Origin of the sequence: Nocardiopsis sp. RV163 (genome assembly GCF_001029525.1) — a bacterium.
GTDB lineage: Bacteria > Actinomycetota > Actinomycetes > Streptosporangiales > Streptosporangiaceae > Nocardiopsis > Nocardiopsis dassonvillei.
The window spans coordinates 32,858-57,504 of the sequence record NZ_LEKI01000017.1; the positions used below are offsets into that span (position 1 = coordinate 32,858).

General features: G+C 72.5%; 20 protein-coding genes and 1 pseudogene. 14 read left to right on the forward strand and 7 right to left on the reverse strand.

The window, feature by feature from the left end; all coding sequences use genetic code 11:
* Positions 1 to 344 precede the first annotated feature (344 nt).
* The 3 genes from glgX to ABD54_RS05455 all read left to right on the forward strand — a co-directional run bounded on the left by glgX (position 345) and on the right by ABD54_RS05455 (position 4,472).
* A complete protein-coding gene (gene glgX / locus ABD54_RS05445; RefSeq protein WP_047868328.1) occupies positions 345 to 2,507 on the forward strand; it encodes a glycogen debranching protein GlgX in 2,163 nt (720 codons plus the stop codon).
* Between the two features lie 195 nt (positions 2,508 to 2,702).
* Positions 2,703 to 3,512, forward strand: coding sequence for a dihydrofolate reductase family protein (locus tag ABD54_RS05450; protein ID WP_047868329.1), 810 nt, complete (start codon positions 2,703 to 2,705; stop codon positions 3,510 to 3,512).
* Positions 3,513 to 3,686: 174 nt separating this feature from the next.
* Positions 3,687 to 4,472: a GntR family transcriptional regulator gene (locus ABD54_RS05455; protein WP_047868330.1), complete on the forward strand. Its 786-nt coding sequence runs from the start codon at positions 3,687 to 3,689 to the stop codon at positions 4,470 to 4,472.
* Between the two features lie 120 nt (positions 4,473 to 4,592).
* Here ABD54_RS05455 and ABD54_RS05460 read toward each other — a convergent pair whose 3' ends face one another.
* A complete protein-coding gene (locus ABD54_RS05460; protein ID WP_200904045.1) occupies positions 4,593 to 5,024 on the reverse strand; it encodes a hypothetical protein in 432 nt (143 codons plus the stop codon).
* 205 nt (positions 5,025 to 5,229) lie between these two features.
* Here ABD54_RS05460 and msrB point away from each other — a divergent pair, with 205 nt between their 5' ends.
* The 3 genes from msrB to ABD54_RS05475 all read left to right on the forward strand — a co-directional run bounded on the left by msrB (position 5,230) and on the right by ABD54_RS05475 (position 7,393).
* Entirely contained in the window at positions 5,230 to 5,673 is a 444-nt protein-coding gene (gene msrB, locus ABD54_RS05465) for a peptide-methionine (R)-S-oxide reductase MsrB (protein WP_047868332.1), read from the forward strand.
* 261 nt (positions 5,674 to 5,934) lie between these two features.
* A complete protein-coding gene (locus tag ABD54_RS05470; protein WP_047868333.1) occupies positions 5,935 to 6,603 on the forward strand; it encodes a phosphatidylserine decarboxylase in 669 nt (222 codons plus the stop codon).
* Positions 6,590 to 7,393: a phosphatidylcholine/phosphatidylserine synthase gene (locus tag ABD54_RS05475; RefSeq protein ID WP_047868334.1), complete on the forward strand. Its 804-nt coding sequence runs from the start codon at positions 6,590 to 6,592 to the stop codon at positions 7,391 to 7,393. Before ABD54_RS05470 ends, ABD54_RS05475 begins: the two co-directional genes overlap by 14 nt.
* 225 nt (positions 7,394 to 7,618) lie before the next feature.
* On the opposite strand, the gene hemQ is transcribed toward ABD54_RS05475, so the two are convergent.
* On the reverse strand, positions 7,619 to 8,329 hold the full coding sequence (gene hemQ, locus ABD54_RS05480; RefSeq protein WP_047868335.1) for a hydrogen peroxide-dependent heme synthase: 711 nt from the start codon (positions 8,327 to 8,329) through the stop codon (positions 7,619 to 7,621).
* Complete coding sequence (gene hemG / locus ABD54_RS05485) at positions 8,326 to 9,792, reverse strand: protoporphyrinogen oxidase (RefSeq protein ID WP_047868336.1); 1,467 nt, start codon at positions 9,790 to 9,792, stop codon at positions 8,326 to 8,328. Before hemG ends, hemQ begins: the two co-directional genes overlap by 4 nt.
* 195 nt (positions 9,793 to 9,987) lie before the next feature.
* Here hemG and ABD54_RS05490 point away from each other — a divergent pair, with 195 nt between their 5' ends.
* Entirely contained in the window at positions 9,988 to 11,076 is a 1,089-nt protein-coding gene (locus ABD54_RS05490) for a DUF4349 domain-containing protein (protein ID WP_047868337.1), read from the forward strand.
* 279 nt (positions 11,077 to 11,355) lie between these two features.
* On the opposite strand, the gene hemE is transcribed toward ABD54_RS05490, so the two are convergent.
* Positions 11,356 to 12,381, reverse strand: coding sequence for a uroporphyrinogen decarboxylase (gene hemE, locus ABD54_RS05495; RefSeq protein ID WP_082166700.1), 1,026 nt, complete (start codon positions 12,379 to 12,381; stop codon positions 11,356 to 11,358).
* 302 nt (positions 12,382 to 12,683) lie between these two features.
* On the opposite strand from hemE, the gene ABD54_RS05500 reads away from it, so the two are divergent.
* The 3 genes from ABD54_RS05500 to ABD54_RS05510 all read left to right on the forward strand — a co-directional run bounded on the left by ABD54_RS05500 (position 12,684) and on the right by ABD54_RS05510 (position 15,840).
* Positions 12,684 to 13,259, forward strand: coding sequence for a DUF3000 domain-containing protein (locus tag ABD54_RS05500; protein ID WP_047868339.1), 576 nt, complete (start codon positions 12,684 to 12,686; stop codon positions 13,257 to 13,259).
* An 89-nt stretch (positions 13,260 to 13,348) separates the two neighbouring features.
* Positions 13,349 to 14,602 (forward strand): ribonuclease D, encoded by a 1,254-nt coding sequence (locus ABD54_RS05505; RefSeq protein ID WP_047868340.1) that lies wholly within the window; start codon positions 13,349 to 13,351, stop codon positions 14,600 to 14,602.
* A gap of 200 nt (positions 14,603 to 14,802) precedes the next feature.
* Positions 14,803 to 15,840 carry a tetratricopeptide repeat protein gene (locus ABD54_RS05510; RefSeq protein ID WP_152692008.1) on the forward strand — a complete coding sequence of 346 codons (1,038 nt, stop codon included), beginning with the start codon at positions 14,803 to 14,805 and terminating at the stop codon, positions 15,838 to 15,840.
* 69 nt (positions 15,841 to 15,909) lie between these two features.
* Here the strand turns inward: ABD54_RS05510 and ABD54_RS28855 are convergent.
* A pseudogene (locus ABD54_RS28855) lies at positions 15,910 to 16,264 on the reverse strand (ABC transporter ATP-binding protein); the annotation flags it as partial.
* A 358-nt stretch (positions 16,265 to 16,622) separates the two neighbouring features.
* Between ABD54_RS28855 and ABD54_RS05515 the strand changes: the two are divergent.
* Complete coding sequence (locus ABD54_RS05515; RefSeq protein WP_047868341.1) at positions 16,623 to 17,822, forward strand: acetyl-CoA C-acyltransferase; 1,200 nt, start codon at positions 16,623 to 16,625, stop codon at positions 17,820 to 17,822.
* Positions 17,819 to 19,912: a 3-hydroxyacyl-CoA dehydrogenase NAD-binding domain-containing protein gene (locus tag ABD54_RS05520; RefSeq protein ID WP_047868342.1), complete on the forward strand. Its 2,094-nt coding sequence runs from the start codon at positions 17,819 to 17,821 to the stop codon at positions 19,910 to 19,912. Before ABD54_RS05515 ends, ABD54_RS05520 begins: the two co-directional genes overlap by 4 nt.
* An 81-nt stretch (positions 19,913 to 19,993) precedes the next feature.
* On the opposite strand, the gene ABD54_RS05525 is transcribed toward ABD54_RS05520, so the two are convergent.
* Entirely contained in the window at positions 19,994 to 20,293 is a 300-nt protein-coding gene (locus ABD54_RS05525; protein WP_047868343.1) for a YrhK family protein, read from the reverse strand.
* A 128-nt stretch (positions 20,294 to 20,421) separates the two neighbouring features.
* Between ABD54_RS05525 and ABD54_RS28860 the strand changes: the two genes are divergently transcribed.
* Positions 20,422 to 20,862, forward strand: a complete 441-nt coding sequence (locus ABD54_RS28860; RefSeq protein WP_235431987.1) for a hypothetical protein — start codon at positions 20,422 to 20,424, stop codon at positions 20,860 to 20,862.
* A gap of 373 nt (positions 20,863 to 21,235) precedes the next feature.
* Here the strand turns inward: ABD54_RS28860 and ABD54_RS05535 are convergent, their stop codons facing one another.
* Complete coding sequence (locus tag ABD54_RS05535; protein ID WP_047868344.1) at positions 21,236 to 23,452, reverse strand: MMPL family transporter; 2,217 nt, start codon at positions 23,450 to 23,452, stop codon at positions 21,236 to 21,238.
* Positions 23,453 to 23,601: 149 nt separating this feature from the next.
* Between ABD54_RS05535 and ABD54_RS05540 the strand changes: the two genes are divergently transcribed.
* Entirely contained in the window at positions 23,602 to 24,384 is a 783-nt protein-coding gene (locus tag ABD54_RS05540; RefSeq protein WP_047868345.1) for a TetR/AcrR family transcriptional regulator, read from the forward strand.
* Positions 24,385 to 24,647: the final 263 nt, after the last annotated feature.

Below are 24,647 nucleotides of genomic sequence, written 5' to 3' on the forward strand. Positions count from 1 at the left end.
CTGCACGGCACCGGCCCCACCGGCCCCGGAAAGCGCTGGACACGACGGGAACCCGAAGCGCGCCGAAAGCAAACGGACACAATTTCTTAACCCCATAAAAAACGATTACCACCCTTAAACCTGATAATTACCACAAAAACTCGCAAGAGGGACGGCCGCTGAATGATCATCGGCCAGTTCGGCATACTTAGGCGTCCGGAGCGGAACAAAGAAGTCGTCACAGACCACGACCGCCTGCTTTCGGACGGGGAGCGGGCCCGCGCAGGCCCTCCGGGGAGGCCGGAGGCGCGCGGGCCCCGAGCGCCCCTTCCGAAGGCCCCGAAACCAAGAGACTGACGACGCCTATGGTGGAAGTCTGGCCAGGTAGCTCCTATCCGCTCGGTGCGACCTACGACGGGTCCGGCACCAATTTCTCCCTGTTCTCCGAGGCCGCCGAACAGGTGGACCTGTGCCTGTTCGAGGACGACGGCGAGGAGACGCGTATACCGCTGACCGAGTACGACGGTTTCGTCTGGCACGGTTACCTTCCCGGCGTAGGGCCGGGACAGCAGTACGGGTACCGCGTCCACGGGCCCTACGCCCCGGAGCAGGGGCTGCGGTGCAATCCGAACAAACTGCTCACCGACCCCTACGCGAAAGCGCTGAACGGCAACCTCACCTGGCACGAATCCCTGTTCAGCTACCACTTCGCCGCGCCGGAGCGCAAGAACACCAAGGACAGCGCGCCCTACGTGCCCAAGTGCGTGGTGGTCAGCCCGTTCTTCGACTGGGGCAACGAGTCCCGGCCCCGTACGCCCTACCACCGCACGGTGATCTACGAGGCGCACGTACGCGGGCTCACCATGCGCCACCCGGGCATACCCGAACACCAGCGGGGCACCTACTCGGGGCTGGCCCACCCGGTGATGATCGACTACCTCACCTCGCTGGGGGTGACGGCTGTCGAGCTCATGCCCGTGCACCACTTCGTGCCCGAGCACGCCATGGTGGCGCGGGGGCTGACCAACTACTGGGGGTACAACACCCTGGCCTTCCTGGCCCCGCACAGCGGGTACGCGGCGCGAGGCTCGCGCGGGCAGCAGGTGCAGGAGTTCAAGGCGATGGTCAAGTCGCTGCACGAGGCGGGCATCGAGGTGCTGCTCGACGTGGTGTACAACCACACCGCCGAGGGAGACCACATGGGGCCCACGCTGTCGCTGCGCGGCATCGACAACCTCAGCTACTACCGGGTCAGCGACGAGGACCAGCGCTACTACCTCGACTACACCGGCTGCGGCAACAGCCTGAACGTGCGCCATCCGCACTCGTTGCAGCTGATCATGGACTCGCTGCGGTACTGGGTCCTGGAGATGCACGTGGACGGGTTCCGCTTCGACCTCGCCTCGGCCCTGGCCCGCGAGTTCCACGACGTGGACCGGCTGAGCACGTTCTTCGACATCGTCCAGCAGGATCCGGTGATCTCGCAGGTCAAGCTGATCGCCGAACCCTGGGACGTGGGCCCGGGCGGCTACCAGGTGGGCAACTTCCCGCCGCTGTGGACCGAGTGGAACGGCAAGTACCGCGACACCGTGCGCGACTACTGGCGGGGAGAGCCCGTGGTGGGCGAGCTGGCCTCGCGCCTGGCCGGGTCCAGCGACCTCTACCAGGACGACGGCCGCCGCCCGGTGGCCTCCATCAACTTCATCACCTGCCACGACGGCTTCACCATGGCCGATCTGGTGTCCTACGACCGCAAGCACAACGAGGCCAACGGCGAGGACAACCGGGACGGCACCGACGACAACCGGTCCTGGAACCACGGTGTGGAGGGGCCCACCGAGGACCCCGAGATCATCACGCTGCGCCGCCGCCAGGTGCGCAACTTCCTCACCACCCTGTACCTGTCGCAGGGGGTGGTGATGCTCTCCCACGGTGACGAGGTCGGACGCACCCAGAACGGCAACAACAACGCCTACTGCCAGGACAACGAGATCGCCTGGATCGACTGGAAGGGCGCCGGGCTCGGCGAGGAAGAGGAGCCCGACAACGACCTGCTGGACTACGTGCGCGGGCTGGCGCGGCTGCGCCGCGACCACCCGGTGTTCCGGCGCCGCCGGTTCTTCCGGGGCAGCCCGGTGGGCGGTGCCAAGGCCGGGAAGAGGGGGCTGCCCGACATCGTGTGGCTGCGCCCGAACGGAAAGAAGATGACCGGCGACGACTGGAACTCAACGGGCCAGGCCCTGGGCGTGTTCCTCAACGGGGACGCCATCACCGAGCCCGATCCGCGCGGTCGGCGGACCCGGGACAGTTCGTTCCTGCTGCTGCTCAACAGCGGCCCGGAGACGGTGGACTTCACCGTTCCGGGCACCGAGTACGGCATGGCCTGGGAGACCGTGCTGGACACCGCCGAGCCCGACGTGGAGGGGCGGCCGTTCGTGGCGGCCTCCGGTCCGGTGCGGGTGATCGACCGGGCGCTGCTGCTGCTGCGCCGGGTGTCGCACAAGCACACGCTGTCCCCCCGGTCCTGAGGGGTTCGGGCGCACGGGCCCCGGAGGCTCCCCGGTGGGAGCGGCCGGGGCCCGTAGCCTCCCGGTCGTCCACAGGACGGGGTTCGCTCTGGCGGTGGCACGGCGCGTCGGAGACGCTGGATGAAAAAGGCTGGGCAGGGGGGTTCGCGCCCCCCTCCTCGGGGTGCCCCGAGCCACCGCCTACTCTGGGTGACCATGTCGAGTACACACACCGGCGCGGACGCCTCCGCCGCCGCCATCGCGTTCCGGCAACTGCTGCCCGTCCCCGGCGGTGCGGACGCGGACCCGGCCGCCGCCTACGCATACCCCGCCGACCTGGACCGCCCCTGGGTGCGCGCCAACATGGTGGCCAGCGCCGACGGAGGCGCCGTGGGTCCCTCGGGGCGCAGCAGGGACCTGTCCTCGGCGCCCGACCGAAGGATCATGGGCGTGCTGCGCGCCCTGTGCGACGTGGTGCTGGTGGGCGCGGCCACGGCGCGTGTGGAGGGGTACGGGCCGGTCCGGGCCCGCAGGGCGTGGGAGGGGCTGCGCGAGGGGCGGACGCGGACACCGGCCGTGGCGGTGGTCTCCCGCTCCCTCGACCTGCCCGCCGAACTGCTCACCGAGGCGCCGCCGCACGCGCGCACCCTGGTGTTCACCACGGGCGGCGCCCCCGCGGACCGGCGGCGCGAGGTGGCCGCACGCGCCGACCTGGTGGTGGTCGAGGGGGACTCGGTGACGCCCGCGCACATCGTGGACGCCCTGGCCGAGCGCGGGCTGCACCGCGTGCTGACAGAGGGCGGCCCGCACCTGTTGGCGGAGTTGGTCGCGGCGGGGCTGCTGGACGAACTGTGCCTGACCCTGAGCCCGCACCTGCTGGGTGCGGGGCCGCCGCGCATCGTGGCGGGGGGTCCGGGGTCTCCCGGAGCGCCGGAGCCCGCCGTCGGCGCGCGGAGCACGCCCGTGCGGATGGCGCACCTGCTGGAGGCGGAGGGGAGCCTGTTCGCGCGTTACGTCAGGGAATAGGGCGTGCGCGGAGGACACACGGGTAACCGCTCGATTTCGGCCGCCTCACAAACACGCATGAACCATCCCGCAACCGGACATACCCGAGGTGTGCCCTCCATTGGAAACACCACTGCTGGACCCAGGACACACCGCATTGACGGGGCTTACCGGCTTGGCCCCCCGGCCGAGAGGATGAACGTGGTGCCGACGTCCGAAAACGGATCCCCTCCTGTCTATCGCGGAATAGCCGAGGAACTACGCGAACAGATCCGCTCCGGACGGTACGCCGACGGCGACCGCCTGCCCGGGGAGAACACCCTCATGGAACGCCACGGCGTCGCACGGGCCACCGCGAGGCAGGCGCTCTCCGTACTGATCAACGAGGGCCTGGCCGTGGCCGTGCGCGGCTCGGGCATCTACGTCCGCCTGTTCCGGCCCCTGCGAAGACACGGCGCCCGGCGGTTGTCCCAGGACCTGTGGGGCGGCGGGCGCGCGATCTGGCAGGTCGACAGCGAGGACCGCGGGTACGAGGTGGACAGCCTGCGGGTGGACGAGTCGACGCCCGCCGCGCACGTGGCGCGCGCGCTGGGTCTGGCCGAGGGGGACGGGGTGGTGCGGCGCTCGCGCCGCTACCTCGTGGACGGCCGTCCGGTGCAGCAGGCCGTCTCGCACGTGCCCCTGGCCGTGCTGGGGGACGGCGGGGAGCCGTCGGCCCGGCGCGTGCGCGACTACGACAGCGGGCCGGGGGGCATCTACGCGCGCCTGGCCGAACTGGGGCACGCCCCGGCGCACTTCACCGAGGAGATCCGGGTGCGCATGCCCGCCCCCGAGGAGAACGAGGTACTGGAACTCGCACCCGGGACCCCGGTGCTGGAGGTGGCGCGCACCGCGCTGACCGCCGACCACCGGCCGGTGGAGTTCAACGAGATAACCATGGACGGCTCCGCCTACGTGCTGCGGTACGACTTCGACGCCTGAGCCGGGTCTTCGTCCCCGCCCGCACGGACCGCCCGCCCCCGGGGCCGCGCCGCGCGCCCCCGAGCCCCCGAAAACGGGGGAGGGCCGCCGCTCCGGCGCCCCTCCCCCGTCGAACCGACTTCAGCGACCGCCTCGTCTGGAGGCGAACACCAGGTACGCCAACGGCAGGAGGACGAGTCCCACCGCCAGCGCACCGGCGGCGGCGTAGGGCAGGGAGTCCGACGCGGTCATGGCCCACCGCGCCACGCCGAACCCCAGGACGAGAGCGACCGCCAGCGCGCACACGGCCACGGCCGCGGCGGCGAACAGCAGTGTGCGCTCGCTCCAGGGTTCGGGCCGGGCGCGGGCGGCCCGCACGACCGTGGAGCGAACGCTGAGCTCGGCGGCCCAGAGAAGCTCACGGCCGGTGGCGGCCGCTCCGTCCGCGACGGTCCTCATCAGGGACCGCGCTCCCGCGGTGGTCTGGTCGAGCCACCACAGTCCGTATCGAATCCTGCCCACGCGCAGCGGTCGCCTGCTCACTCCGAGTGCCTGATGCGTTGTAACGGCCATGTCACCTGCCTCAAGTGCACCGTTCGACCACTGACCCTGGCTACAGCCGTACCCTTACCTTTGGCTACCGAACGTCGTATAGGCGGAAGTTAGGAGGATCTGGCTGTTTGGGACGGCTTTCCTGTCCCAAATGTCATATGTGAGTATTTTCGGCACGAAGGGTGCTGAGGCGGCATCCGGAGCCGATTCGGGGTAGCGTCGTCCCATGGCTGACTCAGCGGACCAGGCCCAGGACAACGGCAGCGGGCCCAAGGACATCCCACGGACCGACCAGGAATGGCGCGAACGGCTCAACTCCCAGGAGTACGCGGTACTGCGCCAGGCCGCCACCGAGCGTCCGTGGACCGGGGAGTACGTGGACACCACGACGGCCGGGGTCTACCGCTGCCGCGGCTGCGGCGCCGAACTGTTCCGTTCCGGCGAGAAGTTCGAGTCCCACTGCGGATGGCCCAGCTTCTACGACCCGGCCGACTCCGACGCGGTGGTGCTGCACGAGGACCGCTCCCTGGGCATGGTGCGCACCGAGGTGCGGTGCGCCGCGTGCGACTCGCACCTGGGCCACGTCTTCCACGGCGAGGGGTACGCCACCCCCACCGACGACCGGTACTGCATCAACTCCGTGGCCCTCACCCTGGAGCCGACCGAGTAGGTTGCCGTACGATCCTGGTGCCGGACGGCGGGGCCGGGACAGCCCGGGGACGGCGGCGCGCACCCGCGACCCGTCCTCGGCGGAATCAGGAATAATCGCATCCAGCGCACCAACGGCCGGACCCCCGACGGCCCGCGGGGCGCGGCGCGCAGGGCCGGTCACATCCGAACCCTCCGCCAGCCGGCCCGGGAGCCCCGGGCCGACCCCCGCAGCGGCAACCGATGTGCGGGCGAACCGACAGACCCGCGACGAAAGCGCTCGATGACCGACGACTCACCATTCTCATCCGCCTCCCACCGCCCCGCGGCACGCCCGCGCCTGGGCATGGCACAGGGTTCGGCCCCGTGGCTGCTGCCCGCACTGGGGGCCGCCGGAGCCGCAGTCCTGGCCGCACGGGGCTCGCGGGCCCGCACGGCCCTCGCCGTCCCGGTGGTGGCGCTCGCGGCGGGGATGACCTGGTTCTTCCGCGACCCCGAGCGCGGCCCCGCGACCGGCCGGGTGCTGTCCGCGGCGGACGGCGTCGTGCAGAGCCTCGACCCCCAGCCCGACGGGCGGACCAGGGTCGCGGTGTTCATGAACCCCCTCAACGTGCACGTCAACCGTGCCCCCCTCGCCGGCGTGGTCACGGGCGTCGAGCACCGACCCGGCGGCTTCCGCCCCGCATTCGACAAGGACAGCGAGCGTAATGAGCGCGTCATCTGGACCTTTGAAACCGAGATCGGTGCGATCACGGTCGTTCAAATCGCCGGCGCGATGGTCAGGCGTATCGTCCCGTATCTCGCTGCGGGGCAGAAGGTCGAGCAAGGGGAGAGGATCGGTCTCATCCGGTTCGGGTCCAGGGTCGACGTCTACCTTCCGGCCGGGATCGCCCCGGCGGTGGAGGTCGGCCAGAAGGTCCGTGCCGGAGAAACCCGCCTTGACGCCGGCTGAGAACGTCCTGGCGGCCGACGGGGCCGCCTCCCCCGTTCCGCAGGAGGCTCCCAGGCTGCGCCTGGGCGTGGCCGACTACCTGACGCTCGGCAACGCCCTGTGCGGCTTCCTGGCGGTGTGGGCACTGGTGGTGGCCCAGTCCGCGCAGGAGGCGGCCGGGATCGCCGGACCGCTGCCGCGCACGGCCATGGCCACGGTCGTGGGCCTGCTGCTGGTCGCGGCCGCCCTGGACGTGCTCGACGGCCGGGTCGCCCGCAAACTGGGCGGCAGCGGCATGGGCGCGGAGCTGGACAACCTGGCCGACGTGATCAGCTTCGGGTTCGCGCCCGCGTTCTTCTTCGTCGTGTGGGGCATGCGGACCGGGGGCCCGGACCTGCTGCCGGTCGCGGCGGGCGGCGCCGTGCTGCTCGCGGTCATCGTGCGCCTGGCCCGGTTCTCCTGCCAAGCCCCGGGCTCCAGTTACTTCACCGGGCTGCCGTGCCCTTTCGGCGCCATGGCCGTGGTGACGGTGGTCCTGCTGGACCCGCCGCTGATCGCGGGGGTGACGGCGGTGCTGCTCATCTCCTGGCTGATGGTGAGCCGGATGGAGTACCCCAAGCCGCGCGGGCGCAAGGCCCACGCGGTGCTGGGCATCCTGGCCGTCGGGGTCGCCCTCATGGCCGCGTGGGGCATGGGCCTGCCCGCGGGGCAGACGCTCATCTACCTGATGAGCGCCGCCGTGCTGGGCTTCATCGTCACCATCCCGTTCTACGTCCTGGCCGTGCGGCGGGCCGCCGCGGCGCAGGACTGACGCGAACGATCGGGGGCGCCCCGGGGAAGGAGTTCCTTCCCCGGGGCGCCCCCGATCGCGCCGTGGCCGGGCCCGCCCAGCGACTGTTCCGGGCGGGCCCCGGCCTGTGCGGGCCGGTCCGGGCGCCCGCGGGGTTCCGGAGGTGGCGACCCCGCCGCAGACGCCGAAGGTTCCCCTACCCCGGGCGCCCGGACACGGACCGAAGCGGAGCGGAGGCCCAAAGGACTACGGCAGGGACTCGACCAGCTCGGCGACGCTCTTGCGGCGACCGGTGTAGAACGGCACCTCCTCGCGGGTGTGCAGGCGGGCCTTGGCGCCGCGCAGGTGGCGCATCAGGTCCACGATGCGGTGCAGGTCGTCGGCCTCGAAGGCGAGCAGCCACTCGTAGTCGTTGAGCCCGAACGAGGACACCGTGTTGGCGCGCACGTCCGGGTAGGGGGCGGCCATGCGTCCGTGCTCGGCGAGCATCGCGCGGCGTTCGTCGTCGGGCAGCAGGTACCACTCGTAGGAGCGCACGAACGGGTACACGCACAGGTGCTCGCGCGGCTCCTCCCCCGCCATGAAGGCCGGCACGTGGCCGCGGTTGAACTCGGCGGGGCGGTGCAGGCCCACGACAGACCACACCGGGGTGCTCACCCGGCCGATCCGCGTGCGGCGGAAGGCCGTGTAGATGTCCTGGACCTGCTCGGAGGAGTCGGCCACCCACCAGAACATGATGTCGGCGTCGGCGCGGAAGCCCTGGACGTCGTAGCTGCCGCGGGTGGTCACACCCTGCTCGGCGGCCTTGTCCAGGAGCGCGGCCAGTTCTTCGGCCGCGGCGGCGCGGTCGATCCCGTCCAGGGCCTCGACCTTGAAGACCGACCACATGGTGTAGCGGATGAGGGAGTTGAGGTCGTTGCCGTCCTGATCGACGGCTTGGTTGTGCTGGCCCGTCACGGGTTGACTCCTTGCTGGTTCGTTCCGGCGGCCTCGTCGCCGCTGGTGGGGCTGTTGGTCGTGAGGGCGCCCGCCAGGAGGTCCGCCTGTCGGCGGGCGTCGGCGACGCAGGCGGGGACGCCCACGCCGCCGTAGACCGCGCCGCACACCCCCAGGCCGGGGCTGCGGGCGACGTCGGCTCGCACGCGCTCGACGAGGGAGGCGTGGCCGACGGCGTACTGGGGAAGGCCGTCGTTCCACCGGGTGACCCGGGTCTGCACCGGCGCCCCGGCCATGCCGGTGACCGTGGTCAGGTCGCGCACGGCGGCCTCGGTCAGCTCCTCGTCGGAGCGCTCCAGGACCCGCTCCTCGCCGAAGCGCCCGATGGAGCAGCGCAGCACCACCAGGTCGTCGCCGGGGTTGGCCGCGGCCAGCTCCTCGGCGATCCAGGGCCACTTGTTGCTGGAGAAGGTGGCGGCCTTGACGGTTAGCCCCTCCCCCGCCGGGACGAGGAAGCCCGTGCCGGTGAGCGGCTCGGGGAAGGCGGAGGCGGGCAGGGCCATGGTCACCAGGGCCATGCTGGCGTACTCGACGCCGCCGAGGTCGCGGGAGGCGCCGGGGGCGTGCTCGGCGAGCAGGCGGGCCGCCTCGGGTGCGGGGCAGGCGAGCAGGACCCCGTCGCAGGCGATGCGTTCGTCGCCGCCCAGGCGCACCCCCCAGCCCTCGGGCAGGCGCTCCAGGGCGCGCACCCGCGAGCCCACGCGCAGGCTGTCGGCGTGGCGCTCGGCGAGCGCGCCGACGAGACCGGCCACGCCGCCGCGCAGGGAGGCGAACACCGGCCCGGCCTTGGTAGGCGCCGCTCCCCGGCCGCGCAGGCTGGTGCGCACGGCGTGCATCAGGGAGCGGTCGCGGCGGGCCATGGGCGCGATCTGCGGCAGCGTGGACTCCAGGGAGAGCCGGTCGGCGCGGCCCGCGTACACGCCGCCCAGGAGGGGCTCGACGAGGCGGTCGACGACCTCCGGGCCCATACGGGCCCCGACGTAGTCGGCGACGGACACGTCGCCGCGCACCGGTGTGCGCGGGAGGACGAGGTCGAGTCCGGCCCGCAGGGTGCCGGCCCCGGAGAGCACCCCGCTGCGGGCGAGCGCGCGCAGGTCGCCGGGCACTCCCATGAGCTGCCCCTTGGGCAGGGGGCGCACCCGTCCGCGGCTGTAGACGGCGGCGGCGCCGGGCCCGGGGTGCACCACCAGCTCGTCCAGGCCCAGCTCGGAGAACAGCTCCAGCGCCTCGGGGCGGCGGGCGAGCACCGCCTCGGCACCCGCGTCCACGGATACCCCCGCCACCGGTGAGGCGCGCAGCTTGCCCCCGGGGGCCTCGGAGGCCTCCACCACGGTGACGGCGGCGCCCAGGCCACGGAGGCGGTGCGCGGCGGTGAGTCCGGAGACCCCGCCCCCGACCACGACGACGTGCGGTGCTTCAGGCATACCCCCAGCTTCCCAGATGACCTGGGTCACCGTGATCCGCCTTCCCCCGCGGCGCCCCGTGATTCGCGTCGCGCCCGCGGCGGGTCCGCGTGCGGCGCTCCGGGGTCCGGGGCGGCCCCGCCGCCGCACGCCGCCGTTGCGCGGTCGTTACCGCTGCGCCGCAACGGGCGCGCGGCGGAGTACGTCGAAGCGGGCATGGTTACCTCAGCCCTCCCCACGCCCCGGCGTGTCGCCGGGACCGTGCTCTCCGCGGGCCTGGCGGCCCTGCTGGCCACGTCCTGCGCCTCCCCCGTGTCCGACGGCGGCGCCGGGGCCGTCAACGAGTCCGCTGCCGTGGCCCCCGAGTCCGGCGGCCGGGCCCTGCCCGAGGAGCAGACGGGCCCGCAGGGGGCCGCCGAGGAGGGCGGCGGCTCGGCCGTCGGCTCCGAGGTGGAGATCGGCGACCGGGAACTGGTCCACACCGCCGACCTGGCGGTACGGGTCGAGGACGTGTCCGAGGCGGTCGGGCTCGCCAAGGAGCTGACCCTCGACGCGGGCGGCTACGTCGCCTCGGAGCGGGTGTCCACCCCTCAGGGCGGTCCCCCCGAGGGGTCGCTGACGCTGCGCATCCCTGGTGAGGAATACGAGGGCGCCCTGGAGGACCTGTCGCTGTTGGGCGACCGCTCCGACCTGGAGCGGTCGGTGCAGGACGTCACCGAGGAGGTGGCCGACGTCGAGAGCCGCGTCGAGTCCTCCGAGACCGCCCTGGAGACGCTGCGCGGCTACCTGGAAGAGGCCGAGAACGTCGACGAGCTGCTGCGGGTGGAGGGCGAGATCCAGAACCGCCAGGCGGAGCTGGAGGCCTTCCAGGCGCGGCTGGAGACGCTGCGCGACCAGACGGCGTACTCGACGGTGAACCTGACCCTGCTGCCCCCGGAGACCTACCTGGAGGAGCCCTCGGAGGACTCCATCGGGTTCCTCGGCGGCCTGGAGCGCGGCTGGCGCGCCCTGGTGACCCTCGGCCGGGGCGTGGCCGTGGCCGCGGGCTGGCTACTGCCGTTCCTTGTGGTGGCCGCCGTGCTGGGCGCGGCGCCGCTGTGGTGGTACCGCTCGCGTCGGCGTGCGTCCGCGAACGGCGCCCCCGCCGCGGGCGGGACCGGAACCGGCTCCGCGGAGGGTGCCGCCCCGGTGGGCGCCGAGCCAGGCCCCCCGGCCTCCGGCGGCTCCGCCGACGACGGCGCGAAGGGCCAGGACCCCGGCGCGTCCTCCGGGCCCGGCGGGAGGCCGCCCGGGGACGGGGAGTGAACACGGGCCCACGGCGCCCGTCCCCGCGTGTCGGGGCCGGGCGGGCCCGGGGTCCGTCTTCGAACCGGCCTCAGCCCCTGGGGCCGGTTCGGGTGCCCGCGGGGTTCCGCAGGTGTCGAAGGTGAGACTTCGAGGAGGCCTGCGCCGCAGGCGCCGGTTGAGGGTGGTGGCGGGCGGCGGTGCGGGCACGAGCCGTCCCACCGAAGACACCGAAGGTTCCCGTGCTCCGGGCGCCCGAACACGGACCGAAGCGAAGCACAGGCCCCAAGGAAGCACCGCCTAGACGGCGGTCTCCTCGTGCACGAACTCGGTGAGCCGCTGGAGCATGTCCGGGTCGGTGCTGGGCAGCACGCCGTGGCCCAGGTTGAAGACGTGGCCGTCGGCGGCGCGGCCCCGGGACAGGATGTCGCGGGTGCGCTCGGCGACGACCTCCCAGGGCGCGAACAGGGTGGCCGGGTCGAGGTTGCCCTGGAGGGCGGTGCCGGGCTGGACGCGCTGGACAGCCTTGTCCAGCGGCACCCGCCAGTCCACGCCCACGACGTCGGCCCCGGCCTCGCTGAGCAGGCTGAGCAGTTCGCCGGTGCCCACGCCGAAGTGGATGCGCGGCACCTCGTGCCGGGCGAGCTGACCGAAGATCCACGAGGTGTAGGGCAGCACCGAGGCGCGGTAGTCCTCCGCGCTCAGGGCGCCCACCCAGGAGTCGAAGAGCTGGACGGCGCTGGCTCCCGCCTCGATCTGGGTGCGCAGGAAGCCCAGGGCGATGGTGGCCAGGCGGCGCATCAGCTCGTCCCACAGCTCGGGCTCGCCGTACATGAGCGCCTTGGTGTGCTCGTGGTTCTTGGAGGGGCCGCCCTCGATGAGGTACGAGGCCAGGGTGAACGGCGCGCCCGCGAAACCGATGAGGGGCTTGTCGCCCAGCTCGCCGACCAGTTGGCCCACGGCCTCGGTGATGTAGGGCACGTCGCCGGGTTCGAGCTCGCGCAGCCGCTTGACGCCGGTCGCGTCGCGGATCGGGTCGGCGACCACCGGGCCGACGCCGGGCTTGATGTCGAGGTCGATGCCGATGGCCTTGAGCGGCACGACGATGTCGCTGAAGAAGATCGCGGCGTCGACGTCGTAGCGGCGCACCGGCTGCATCGTGATCTCGGTGATCATGTCGGGGCGCGCGCAGGCCTCAAGCATCGGCACGTCGGCGCGGACCCGTCGGTACTCGGGCAGGGAGCGTCCCGCCTGGCGCATGAACCACACCGGGGTGTGGGCCACGGGAAGGCGCCGGCAAGCGCGGAGGAAAGGAGAATCTTGCAGGGTCACCCCTCGATCGTGCCATGCCCCGCCCGGTGCTCCCACTCGGATCGCCGAACCCGTACGCGCCCGTGCGCGTCGGCGACGGGGACCGGGGAGGGCGCGAACCGGCGCAGGCGGCGACCGGCCGGTCCCAAGATCATCACAAAACGCCGACACGCCGGGCGAACTCCGACTCGCGGCCCGTGACTCATGCCACGGTTTTCGACGTGCCCACCGTTCCGCCTCCGGCGGAAGAGGCGGAGCACGTCCACACGCCCCCGCCCAGACGTGATCACCCCAGAATGAAGGCTGACGTTCCCACCATGCCCGATGTCGGTAGCGCCGAGGACGCACACGAGACGTTCCGGCGAGCGGTCGAGGCCCTGCGCTCACCCCTCCTGCGACCCGAGATCACCGTCCGGGAGATCCCCGCCCCCCAGCGGCTGGCCCCGCACTCCGCCGCGGTCTCGGCCGAGGTGACCGTCCACGGAGAGGAGGTCGCCTGGGGCAGACTCATCGTCCTGTACGACCCCGAGGGCACCCGCGACTGGCCGGGGCCCTTCCGGGTGGTCTGCCAGGCCAACTCCGAACTGGAGTCGGAGATCGCGACCGACCCCCTGCTCGGACCGGTCGCCTGGAGCTGGCTGACCGACGCCCTGGACGCGTGCGGCGCCACGCACCACACGCTGAGCGGCACGGTCACCCGTGCCACCACCGAGGGCTTCGGCACCAAGGCAGACCAGGGCGCCACCACCGAGGTGGAGATGCGCGCCTCCTGGACACCGGAATCCGACGACCTGTCCGGACACGTCCAGGCGTGGACGGCGCTGCTGGCCTCGGCCGCGGGGCTGCCGCCGCTGGACGTCACCGACATCACCGGAAAGCGCTCCCGGCCCTGACCGCCGCCCCCTGTGCCCACGGGGCCCGCGGCCGGTCCGAATCCGCGTCCGGTGGCGACAGCGCATACCGTAGTGGTGTGGCGAACGCGTTGAACTCCAAGACAGAACCCCGCGAACCAGGCAACGACGACGACGCCGAGAGGGCCCCCCTACTCCGGGAACCTCGCGAGGGCCTGCCCGAGGTCACCTCCGACGCCGACGCGCTGGCCGGTGTGGTCGCCGCGCTCTCCGCCGGGAGCGGCCCCGTCGCGGTGGACGCCGAACGCGCCTCCGGCTACCGGTACGGGCAGCGCGCCTACCTGGTCCAGCTACGCCGCGAGGGAGCGGGGTCGGCGCTGATCGACCCCATCGCCTGCCCGGACCTGAGCGCGCTCAACGACGCCGTGGGCGCGGCCGAGGTGGTGCTGCACGCCGCGCACCAGGACCTGCCCTGCCTGACCGAGGTCAACCTGCGCCCCCGGAGCCTGTTCGACACCGAACTGGCCGGTCGGCTGCTGGGCTACCAGCGGGTCGGCCTGGGGTTCATGGTGGAGCGGCTGCTCCACCTGCGGCTGGCCAAGGAGCACTCGGCCGTGGACTGGTCCCAGCGCCCGCTGCCGGAGGACTGGCTGCGCTACGCGGCGCTGGACGTGGAGATCCTCATCGACCTGCGGGACTCCCTGGAGGTCGAGCTGGAGGAGACCGGCAAGCTGGAGTGGGCGCGCGAGGAGTTCGCCGCGGTCCTGTCCGCGCCGCCCAAGGAACCGCGCGCCGATCCCTGGCGGCGCACCTCGGGCATCCACCGGGTGCGCAACCAGCGCGCCCTGGCCGCCGTGCGCGAGCTCTGGTACGAGCGCGACCGCATCGCCCAGGAGCGGGACATCTCGCCCGGCCGGGTGCTGCCGGACGCGGCGATCGTTGAGGCGGCCACCGGTATGCCGCGCACCACCACCGAGCTGGCCAAGATCCGGCAGTTCGGCATCAAGCTGGCGCGGCGCTACCTGACCACGTGGATCAAGGCGGTCAACCGGGCGCGCGACATGCCGCAGGCGGAGCTGCCCCGGCCCAACGCGCCGGGCGACGGTCCGCCGCCGGTGAACCGGTGGGGCGACCGTGCGCCGGAGGCGGCGCGGCGGCTGGAGGCGGTCCGGGCCACGGTCACGGGGATCGCCGAGGACGTCGTCATGCCGACCGAGAACCTGCTGCTGCCGGACACGGTGCGCCGTCTGGCGTGGGCGCCGCCGAGGGCGGTGGACCCCGACGCGGTGGGCGCGTTCCTGCGTGAGCGCGGAGCCCGTGAGTGGCAGGTCACCCTGACCGCGGAACCCCTGGCCACAGCATTGCGGACGGCCGATCAGGCGTAGCGATTTACCCCGTTCTGACACGATCAACCCAGGAGTGAGCGAACTCACCGTGCCCTCAGGGCGTTTGGTGCCTGTTCCGTAGCCCGGTGTCCGATTAAGTTATAGAAACGTGCCCTGGCGATTTCGGGGTACGGGTTGTCCGACGGGTGTTACGCCGCAGGCCTGGGGCCGCGGTGCGCGATCAGGGGAATGTGGTGATTGTGCTGTCGTTCTGGCGTGCGTTGCTGCGCGAGACCGGACTCAAGGGCGCGACCAGGACCCGGTCCGCCGATACCACCGTGCCCGCGCGTGCGGAGCAACCCGTGGAGAAGCCGACGGAGCGGCCGACCGAGCGGCCGACGGGAGTCTCCGTGCCGAGCCCCGCGCCGGCGAGCGGTGCGCCCACCGAGCCGCTGGCCCTGACCGGCGCGCGCGAGGAGGCGGCGCGGACGGTCTCCGGGGTGGTCCAGGCCCCCGCCCCGACCGCCGGGATGCGGGCCGCCTCCCTGGAGCGGACGCTGCGTTCGCTGGTGGAGCGGCTGGGCACCGAACACCCGGACACGATCACCGCGCGCAACAACCTGGCGACCAAGTACGCGCAGATGGGGCGCCGTCAGGCCGCGGTGCAGCAGTTCGAGCTGACCCTGGCCGAGGCGGTGGCGGTCTTCGGCGAGGAGCACCCGCGCACCGAGATCATCCGCGAGAACCTGGCCTGGGCCTACGAGGACGCCGGCCGTCCGGCGGACGCCGCGGGGCAGTGGGAGATGCTGCTGCGCGAGCGCGAGCGCCAGTTCGGCTCGGCCGACGAGGACACCGTGGAGGCGCGCATGCGCCTGGCGGTCTGCTACCGGCGCAGCGGCCGCCTGGACGCGGCCGTGGTGCACTACGAGCGGGCCATCGAGGACGTGGCCTCGACCGAGCGCCGTGAGGAGCTGCGGCTGGGGCTGAGCGCGGCGCAGAGCATGTCCGGGCGCTACGAGGACGCGATCGGGCAGCTGCGGATGGTGCTGGCCGGACGGCGGCGGCGCCTGGGCAAGGGGCACCTGGACACCCTGACGGTGCACCACCGCCTGGGCCGCGCGTACACCCAGGCGGGACGCTCCGACGAGGCGGTGGAGGTGCTGCGCGACGCCTACCGGGTGGCGCTGAACTCCTCCGGCGACCCGGAGGTGCGGCGGCTGACGCTGCGGCTGCGCCGCGACCTGGCGGGCGCCTACAACGCCGCGGGCCGGTACCGCGAGGCCAACGCGCTGCTGTGAGAGGTCGCGCCCGCCCGGGCGCGGCCTTCGGGGGCCGGGGTCGCACGACCCCGGCCCCCGGCGTGTTGAGGGGGCCTCGGCGGTAAGCGGCTGCCCGGCGGCGAGGTCGCGGTAGAGGCCGTCGGCGGCCGCCGGCTCCTCGTGGGCGCCCGCGGCGCGCACCCGTCCGGCGTCCATGACCGCGATCCGGTCGGCGCCGGTGACCGTGGACGGCCGGTGCGCCACGACGATGACGTTGGTGTGGCGGGCAGCGTGCAGCACGACCTTCTTGAGGACCCTCTGGCTGACGGCGTCCGGATGGGGGTCGCCTCGTCCATGAGCAGGAGTCGGGGGCCGCGCGCCAGCGGGCGACGGCCGCCCGCTGGCGCTCCCCTCCGGAGGCCGTCACGCCCCGGTGGCCGATCGCGCCGTCCAGCCCGTCGGGCGGGCCACCGGGTCCCCGGACGGGCGTAGCCCCGCAGGCGGCGCGGGGACGCCTTGGGCCCGGCCCCGGTGTTCGCGCGGCGCGGTCGGCGTCGCACACGCCCGGATGCGGCATGTGGGCACCCGATGCCGTCGCACGGCGTCCTTCGCGCCGTCCGCTGTGGTTCGCTGTGTCCGGTGATGGAGCGTCCGATCGGCCAACCGCGCGCCGGGCGGGCCGCGCCACCGCCGAAAGCCGGGGATCGCCCCTGACCCACCCCCTGACCGAAGTCGGGGGGTCCGCTGCTCGCAGAAGTTGTTACTGACGAGTAGCATGGTGGTCGACGAGTCCATCCACCCCTGGAGAAGGAGGGGCCATCGTGCCGCGAACTGCCCGCGATGTCGTGTTTGTCGACGGGGTCCGCACCCCGTTCGGCAAGTCAGGCAAGGGCCTCTACGCCGAGACGCGCGCCGACGACCTCGTCGTACGCGTGATCCGCGAACTGATGCGCCGCAACCCGGGACTGCCCCCCGAGCGCGTCGACGAGGTCGCCATCGCCGCCACCACCCAGATCGGCGACCAGGGCCTGACGATCGGGCGCAGCGCCGCGATCCTCGCCGGACTGCCCAGCAGCGTCCCCGGCTACGCCATCGACCGCATGTGCGCCGGTGCGCTCACGGCCGTCACCACCTCCGGCGCGGGCATCGCCTTCGGCGCCTACGACGTGGTCATCGCGGGCGGCGTCGAGCACATGGGCCGCCACCCCATGGGCGAGGGGGTGGACCCCAACCCGCGCTTCCTCTCCGAGAAGCTCGTGGACCCGTCCGCGCTGGTCATGGGCAACACCGCCGAGAACCTGCACGACCGGTACCCCTCCATCACCAAGGAGCGGGCCGACGCCTACGCGGTGCGCAGCCAGGAGAAGGTCGCCAAGGCCTACGCCGACGGCCGGATCCAGCCCGACCTGGTCGAGGTCCTGGTCCGCTCCCTGGAGGAGGGCTACGGCCTGGCCACCCGGGACGAGCCGCCCCGGCCCGGCACCACGATGGAGTCGCTGGCCTCCCTCAAGACCCCGTTCCGCGCGCACGGCAACGTGACGCCCGGCAACGCCGCCGGCCTCAACGACGGCGCCACCGGCGCGATCCTGGCCGCCGAGGACGTGGCCGAGGAGCTGGGGCTGGGCGCCGGGATGCGCCTGGTGGACTTCTCCTTCGCCGGTGTGGCGCCCGAGGTCATGGGCGTGGGCCCGGTCCCGGCCACCGAGAAGCTGTTCGCCCGCCAGGGCATCTCGATGGACGACGTGGGCCTGATCGAGATCAACGAGGCCTTCGCCGTGCAGGTGCTGGCCTTCCTGGAGCACTTCGGCCTCGCCGACGACGACGCCCGCGTCAACCCCTGGGGCGGCGCGATCGCCCTCGGCCACCCGCTGGCCTCCTCGGGCGTGCGCCTGATGATGCAGCTCGCACGCCAGTTCGCCGAGCGCCCCGACGTCCGCTACGGCCTGACCACCATGTGCGTCGGCATGGGCATGGGCGGGACAGTCCTGTGGGAGAACACCAACTACGAGGGGGGCAAGTGAGCACCGTCATCGACCAGGCACGGGAGCTGTTCAGCGACGAGGTCGTCACCAACGCCCTCTCCCGGGACGTCGAACTCCCCTACGGCGCGGGCACCGCGGTCCTGATCACCCTGGACAACGGGCACGACCACACCAAGCCCAACACCTTCGGCCCCGGCGGGCTGCTCAGCCTGGACGCGGCGATCGAGGCCGCCGGGGCGCGCACCGACATCGTCGCCGTGGCCGTCACGGGCAAGCCGTTCATCTTCGCCGTGGGCGCGGACCTGACCGGCGTGCCCGCCCTCCAGAACCGCGAGCAGGCGCACGCCATCGGCAAGCTGGGCCACGACGTGTTCCGCAAGCTCGGCGAGCTGAACGTGCCCACCTTCGCGCTGGTCAACGGCGCGGCCATGGGCGGCGGCGTCGAGGTGGCGCTGCACTGCACCTACCGCACCATCTCCTCGGGCGTCCCGGCGGTGTCGCTGCCGGAGACCTTCCTGGGCCTGGTGCCCGGCTGGGGCGGTACCTACCTGCTGCCGAACCTGATCGGCGCCGAGAAGGCCCTCAAGGTCATCATCGACAACCCGCTAGCCCAGAACAAGGTGCTCAAGGGCGCGCAGGCCTTCGAGATGGGCATCGCCGACGCGATGTTCGAGCCCGCCGACTTCGTCGAGGAGTCGCTGCGCTGGGTCGCCGGGGTCGTCAAGGGCGACGTCGTGGTCGAGCGCCCCGAGGTCGACAGGGGCGAGGCCTGGGACAACGCGGTCAACATGGCCCGGTTCACCGTCGAGGGCAAGCTGCACGGCGCCGCCCCGGCCCCGGCCCGCGCGGTCGAGCTGGTCGCACAGGCGAAGACCCGCACGCGCGACGAGGGCTTCGCGGCCGAGGACGACGCGCTGGCCGACCTGATCATGAGCGACGAGCTCAGGGCGGGCCTGTACGCGTTCGACCTGGTGCAGAAGCGCGCCAAGCGCCCCGCGGGAGCCCCGGACAAGTCGCTGGCCCGCAAGGTCACCAAGGTCGGCGTCGTCGGCGCGGGTCTGATGGCCGGACAGCTTGCGCTGCTGTTCGCCCGCCGCCTGGACGTTCCGGTCGTCATGACCGACCTGGACCAGGAGCGCCTGGACAAGGGCGTGGCCTACGTGCACGGCGAGGTGGACAAGCTCCTGGGGAAGGGCCGGGTCAACAGCGACAAGGCCAACCGCCTCAAGGCCCTGGTGAGCGGTTCCCTGACCAAGGACGCCTTCTCCGACGCCGACTTCGTCATCGAGGCCGTGTTCGAGAAGATGGAGGTCAAGCAGCGGGTGTTCGCCGAGGTGGAGGCCGTGGTCTCCCCCGAGGCGATCCTGGCCACCAACACCTCCTCTCTGTCGGTCACCGAGATGGCCTCCGGGCTCCGCCACCCCGAGCGGGTCGTGGGCTTCCACTTCTTCAACCCGGTCGCGGTCCTGCCGCTGCTGGAGATCGTCCGCGGCGAGGCGACCGACGAGGCCGCCCTGGCCACGGCCTTCGCCACCGCCAAGAAGCTGAAGAAGACCGCGGTGCTGTGCAAGGACGCCCCGGCGTTCGTGGTCAACCGCCTGCTCACCCTGTTCATGGGCGAGGTCCTGGGCGCCGTCGGCGAGGGCACCGAGCCCGAGAAGGCCGACCGCGCGGTGGCGCCCCTGGGCCTGCCGATGTCTCCGCTGATGCTGCTCCAGCTGGTGGGCCCGGCGGTCGCGCTGCACGTGTCCGAGACCCTGCACGAGGCCTTCCCCGAGCGCTTCGCGGTCTCGGCCGAGCTGGCCGAGATCGTCAAGGCGGGCAAGACGGCGATCTACGCCCCCGACTTCAGCATCGACCCCGAGGTCCGCGCGCTGCTCGCGGGCGGCGACAAGCCGTCCGAGGAGAGCGAGATCCTGGACCGGGCGCTGCGCGCGCTGGCCCGGGAGATCCGGACCATGCTGGACGAGGGCGTCGTGGCCGAGGCCGCCGACATCGACCTGTGCCTGATCACCGGCGCGGGCTGGCCGTTCCACACCGGCGGCATCACCCCCTACCTGGACAAGGTCGGGGTGTCGGAGGCCGTGAACGGCAAGCGGTTCCACGAGGGCGACCCGAAGGCGTTCTAGCCTTCGCGAACCCGCGGCGGGCCCGGTACCGGATGCCGGGCCCGCCGTTTCCCGTCGGGGAGGCCCCGCCCGTCCGGACGGTCAGAAGTCCTGGGAGGACTCCTCACCGGTCGAGCCGGGGCTGGAGGAGCGCATGCGCCGGATGTGCAGCTGCCTGCCCAGCCGGATCACCGGGCGGACAAGCAGCTCGACGCTGCCGACGAGGAAGCACCAGGTGCCCGCGGTGCTCCATGCCTCGGAGAAGAACATGATGCTTCCGGCGATGAACCACAGGGCGATGAGGATGTCGTTGACGATGCTCGCGGTCTCGTAGCGGCGCCGGATGACGAGCTCGTCGCGCCCCACGTGCAGGACCAGGGGCCTGTTGCGCTCTTCGGACATGTCCGGCCCTTCCCACGGGGGTGTCTCGGTGCCGCGTCTTCCCCTGCCCGAAGCGGGCGAACGCGGAAAGTCACCGGAGGACTACTACCCGTACGCACCTGCTCGTAACCCTGTGTAACGTCTGCCTCGTGGCAGTATCCGCTGAACACCGGATCCACTCCGAGTCGTTGGCCGACGCGCCGGACACGGCCGTCGGCTTCCCGCTCGGCCTCGGCGCGGTCGTACCCGGCTACGACCGCAGCGAGGTCACCTCGTGCGGCCTCGGCCACGTCGATCCCGTCGATCCCGTCGAGCGCCGATCGGACGTCGCGATCATGCTGTGCGGCCCCGGTCCGAAGGCCTCCTTCGACGAACTGACGGGCATCGTCGTGGAGGTCCAGCGCGACGAGGAGGAGCGCAAGCGCTTCACCCGGCCCGAGTACGTGGCCTCGCTGCGCTCACGGCACGAGCGCCCGGTCCTTTTGCCGACCGTCTGCCCGAAGCGGTCCGTGGCGGACTGGTACGCCGGGCCGATCCGCCTCGGCCGTCCCGGTTTCGTCCTGCGCCCCCGGTGGTGCGGCGGTCCGTGACACCGGTCGTCACCGATTCCGGGGAGGTGGAGCGTCATCCGCCCCCGGGCGTGCTGTCCGCCGCCGCGCACGGCGGTCGGGACGCGGACGTGCTCAAAGCCCCGCGCACCGGCCTCGACGCGGAATCGATATCCCCGGGGAAGCAAACGAGCGCGTCAGCGCATGCCGCGACCTCGGACAGCTCGACGCCCGGCTCGACCGAGGCTCCACCGTCACCCGCATCGGCGAACTCTTCGCCGAGTGACCCGGGAACCGCGACCGGCCCGGCGACACGCACCCGACGCACCCCGGCCGCGGACGGCTGCGTCACGGCACCGCCGACAGCGAAAAGGCCCCGCCCGGGTGCTCCCGGGCGGGGCCGCGCAACGGGCGGTCACACCCCCGCGCGCACCCTTTCGCGCCCGTCCCGCTCCACGGCGGGTTCGGGCCCGTCCTCGTCGCCGCCCTCGGAGATCCCGATCCGGTCGTGCAGCCAGCGCAGCGGCCGGGGCAGCCACCAGTTGGCCCCGCCCAGCAGGCGCATCGTGGCGGGCACCATGACCGCGCGCACAAGGGTGGCGTCGACCAGGACCGCGATGGCCAGGCCGATGCCGATGATCTTCAGGAAGAGCAGGTCCGAGGTGCCCATGGCCAGGAGCACCACCATCAGCAGGATCGCGGCGCTGGTGATGATCTGGCCGGTGTGCTGGAGCCCCGCCGACACCGAGCGCGTGTTGTCGCCGGTGCGCAGGTACTCCTCGCGCACCCGGCTGAGCAGGAACAGCTCGTAGTCCATCGCCAGGCCGAACGCCACGACGATGATCAGCACCAGGTATGTGGGGTCGATGGTGCCCACCGCCTCGAACCCGAGCAGCCCGGAGAAGGCGCCCTCCTGGAAGCCCCAGACCACCACACCCAGGGAGGCGCCCAGGGACAGCGCCCCCATGAGCACCGCCTTGATCGGCAGGACGATCGAACCGAAGGCGAGGAAGAGCAGGAGCAGGGTGGCCGTGGCGACGAAGCCCACCGTCATGGGAGCCGCGTCCACGATCGCCGCCACGTTGTCCTGCTGCATGGCGGCCACGCCGCCGACCAGGGTCTCCTCCGCCCCCTCCGGAACCGGTTCGGCGCGCACGTCGCGCACCAGGTCGGCGACCTCCGGGGAGTCGGAGGCGCCCCGGTAGGCGACCACGACGTGGGCGACGTCCTCGCCGGTGCGCTCCACGGTGGCCGACACGGCCTCCTCCAGGCCCGCCAGGCGCTCGGTGTACTCCTCCAGGGCCCCGTCGTCGGCGCCGCCGGCCACCGCGACGTCGAGCGTTCCCAGACCGCCCGCGGGGAACTCGTCGGAGAGCGCCTCGGTGGCGATCCGGCTCCCGGAGTCGGCGGGCAGGTAGCGCTGGTCGGTGGATCCGAGTTCGGTGGAGGCCAGGCCGGCGCTGAAGACCAGCAGCACGCCGCCGACCGCGACCAGGGACACGGCGGGGCCTCGCATGACGACGCGGGCCAGGCGCGACCAGGCCCCCTCGTGCACGGCACCGGTGACGGTGCGGCGGGGCAGCGGCAGCCGCAGGCGGTCGATCCGGTGCCCGACCGCGGCCATCAGCGCGGGCAGGAAGACCAGCGCGGCCAGCAGGTCGAAGACCACGACGGCGATACCGCCCCAGCCGATCGACTTGAGGATGGGCTGGGGGAAGAAGAGCAGACCCGCGAAGGCGATGCCGACGGTGATGCCGGAGAAGGCCACGGTGCGTCCGGCGGTGTCGACGGTGCGGCTCACCGCGTCGGCGATGCCGCGGCCCCGGCGCAGCTCCTCCCGGAAGCGGCTGACCATGAACAGCCCGTAGTCGATGGCCAGCCCCAGGCCCAGGATGGTGGCGACGTTGATCGCGAACACCGACACCTCGGTGACGTGGGTCAGCGCGCGCAGGAGGGTCAGCGAGCCCAGGATGGCCAGACCGCCTACGGCGAGCGGGACCAAACCCGCGACGAGGCCGCCGAAGATCAGGACGAGCAGGAACAGCAGGATCGGCAGGGTGATGAGCTCGGCGCGGACGACGTCGCTCTCGGCGCTCTCGGCCAGCTCGTGCTCGATCGCCACCGAGCCGCCCAGGTGGACCTCCAGGTTGCTGGAGGACAGGTAATCGGCCACCTCCTCGTACTGGTGGAGGCGGTCCGCGTGGGTCTCCCCGCTGAGGGTCACGGGGATGTAGGTGGCGTCCATGTCCTCGGCCACGAGCATGCCGCGCTCGGTCTCGCCGAGGTCCTCGTCGAGGTAGGTGTCGAAGTCGGCGACCGCGTCCTCGGGCATGCCGTCGGCGATACGCTGGATCGCCGCGGCGAAGGTGGGGTTGTCCACCCGGATCTCGTCGCTGCGGTAGACCGCGACGACGTCGACGCCGTCGTGGCCCAGCTCCTCCTCAAGGACGCGCGTGGCCCGCGCGGACTCCGAGTCGGGGTCCTCGAACCCGCTCTCGCTGACGTCGGAGAAGAGCCCCGAGCCCCAGATCCCGGAGAAGACGGCGAAGGCCGCGGTGGCGGCGAGGACCGCCCAGCGCCAGCGGTGGACCCCCCGCCCCAGCCGACCGAAAAGCCCCGTTTGTGTCGGCATACGCCGCCCTTTCAGGAAACAGACCCCATGTCCGTTAACGGTGTTTGCTAACGGCGTTCACTAAAGCGTGCGGGCGTTACGATGTCAACGTCGTCGACGAGGACCACGGTGCCCCGACCGGGGGCCCGAGACGGGGTGCAGCGCAGCAGATGGCGAAACCGCAGTTGGAACGGGCGGCAGGGAGGCCGAGCCGCCGCGAGCGTGTGCGCGAGGCCACAATGGCGGAGATCAAGGGAATCGCCCGTCGGCACCTGGTCGAGCACGGATCCGGCGGGGTGTCCCTGCGCGCCATCGCGCGGGAGATGGGGATGACCGCGCCGGGACTGTACCGCTACGTGACGGGGATCGACGCGCTGCTGGTGCTCATCACCGCGGACATGTTCCAGGAACTGGGCGACGCGGTGGCCGCGGCGGACGCCAGTGTGCCCGCCGAGGACACCGACCTGCGCATCCTCACCTCGCTGCGGGCCTTCCGGGCCTGGGCGGTCGGGCACCGGGCCGAGTTCGCCACGATGTTCGGGCCGCGCGCGCGGCTGGCCCCCGAGACCGACTTCACACCGGCGGTGGAGGCCGGGCGGCGCTTCGGGGCGACCTTCTACACCCTCTTCGACCGGCTCCTGACGGAGGAGCGGTTCGTACTGCCCGACGGGGAGCGCATCACCCCGGAACTGGCCCGCGAACTGCGCGCCTTCGCCGACACCTGCGGCTTCTCGGCCCCGCACATCCCGGTTGAGGCGGTCATGGTGCTCAGCACGTGCTGGGTACGCCTGTACGGGGTGGTGTGCATGGAGGTGTTCGAGCACCTCGACTTCGTGATGCGCGACATGGAACCGCTCTTCGAGTCCGAGCTTCAGAACATGCTGACGGGCCTGGGGGTTCGCTACCGGCCGCCGGAGAGCGGCACCCCGGCGTCCGTGGGCACGTCCGGTTAAGCCTCATACTGGAGTTCTGCGACTCTTGCCGGATTCGCCCCAGGCGGAGACGACACCCCGGCACGCTGCGGCACGATAGCGAGGACTGACCCCGTGGAGAACCCATCCGGCGGTGAGCGGCCCGGAGGCGGGACCCCCCGACCCGAGAGGTCCGGTACCGGAGGCGCCGGGGAGGACGCCGGACGCGGAGCGGACGGACGGGAACCCGACGGGGCGGAGCGGGGGCGGGACGGAACCCCACGCACGCCCGCTCCCCCACGCCC